The following is a 257-nucleotide window of genomic DNA, read 5'->3' as shown; positions in this document are numbered from 1 at the left end:
TGGAGGTAATCCAGTAAGACCCCTTAGAGATGATGAGGTTGATAGGTCTGGTGTGGAAGCGTGGCGACACGTGGAGCTGACAGATACTAATCGGTCGAGGACTTATCCAAGCAATTCTTGATACTTGTACAATCATGATCTAGTTTTGAAAGAATCAAGTCCATGTCCCTGCCTTTTCGGGACATGGACGCAGCAATGTGCGGAGTCGCTACAAGTTTTTCAAAGTCTAGAGAGGAGTGGGGTTCTCCACTCTAGAC

1 rRNA gene is annotated in these 257 nt (G+C 47.1%); it reads left to right on the top strand.

The features are described 5' to 3' along the window. Positions 1–110 (top strand): 23S ribosomal RNA (locus tag M3202_RS22190); the annotation flags it as partial. Positions 111–257 lie beyond the last annotated feature (147 nt).

Source organism: Halalkalibacter oceani, assembly GCF_023715605.1.
GTDB lineage: Bacteria > Bacillota > Bacilli > Bacillales > Bacillaceae_D > Halalkalibacter > Halalkalibacter oceani.
Note: the sequence above shows the minus strand (reverse complement) of the source record. Positions and strands in the feature narration are given on the sequence as shown.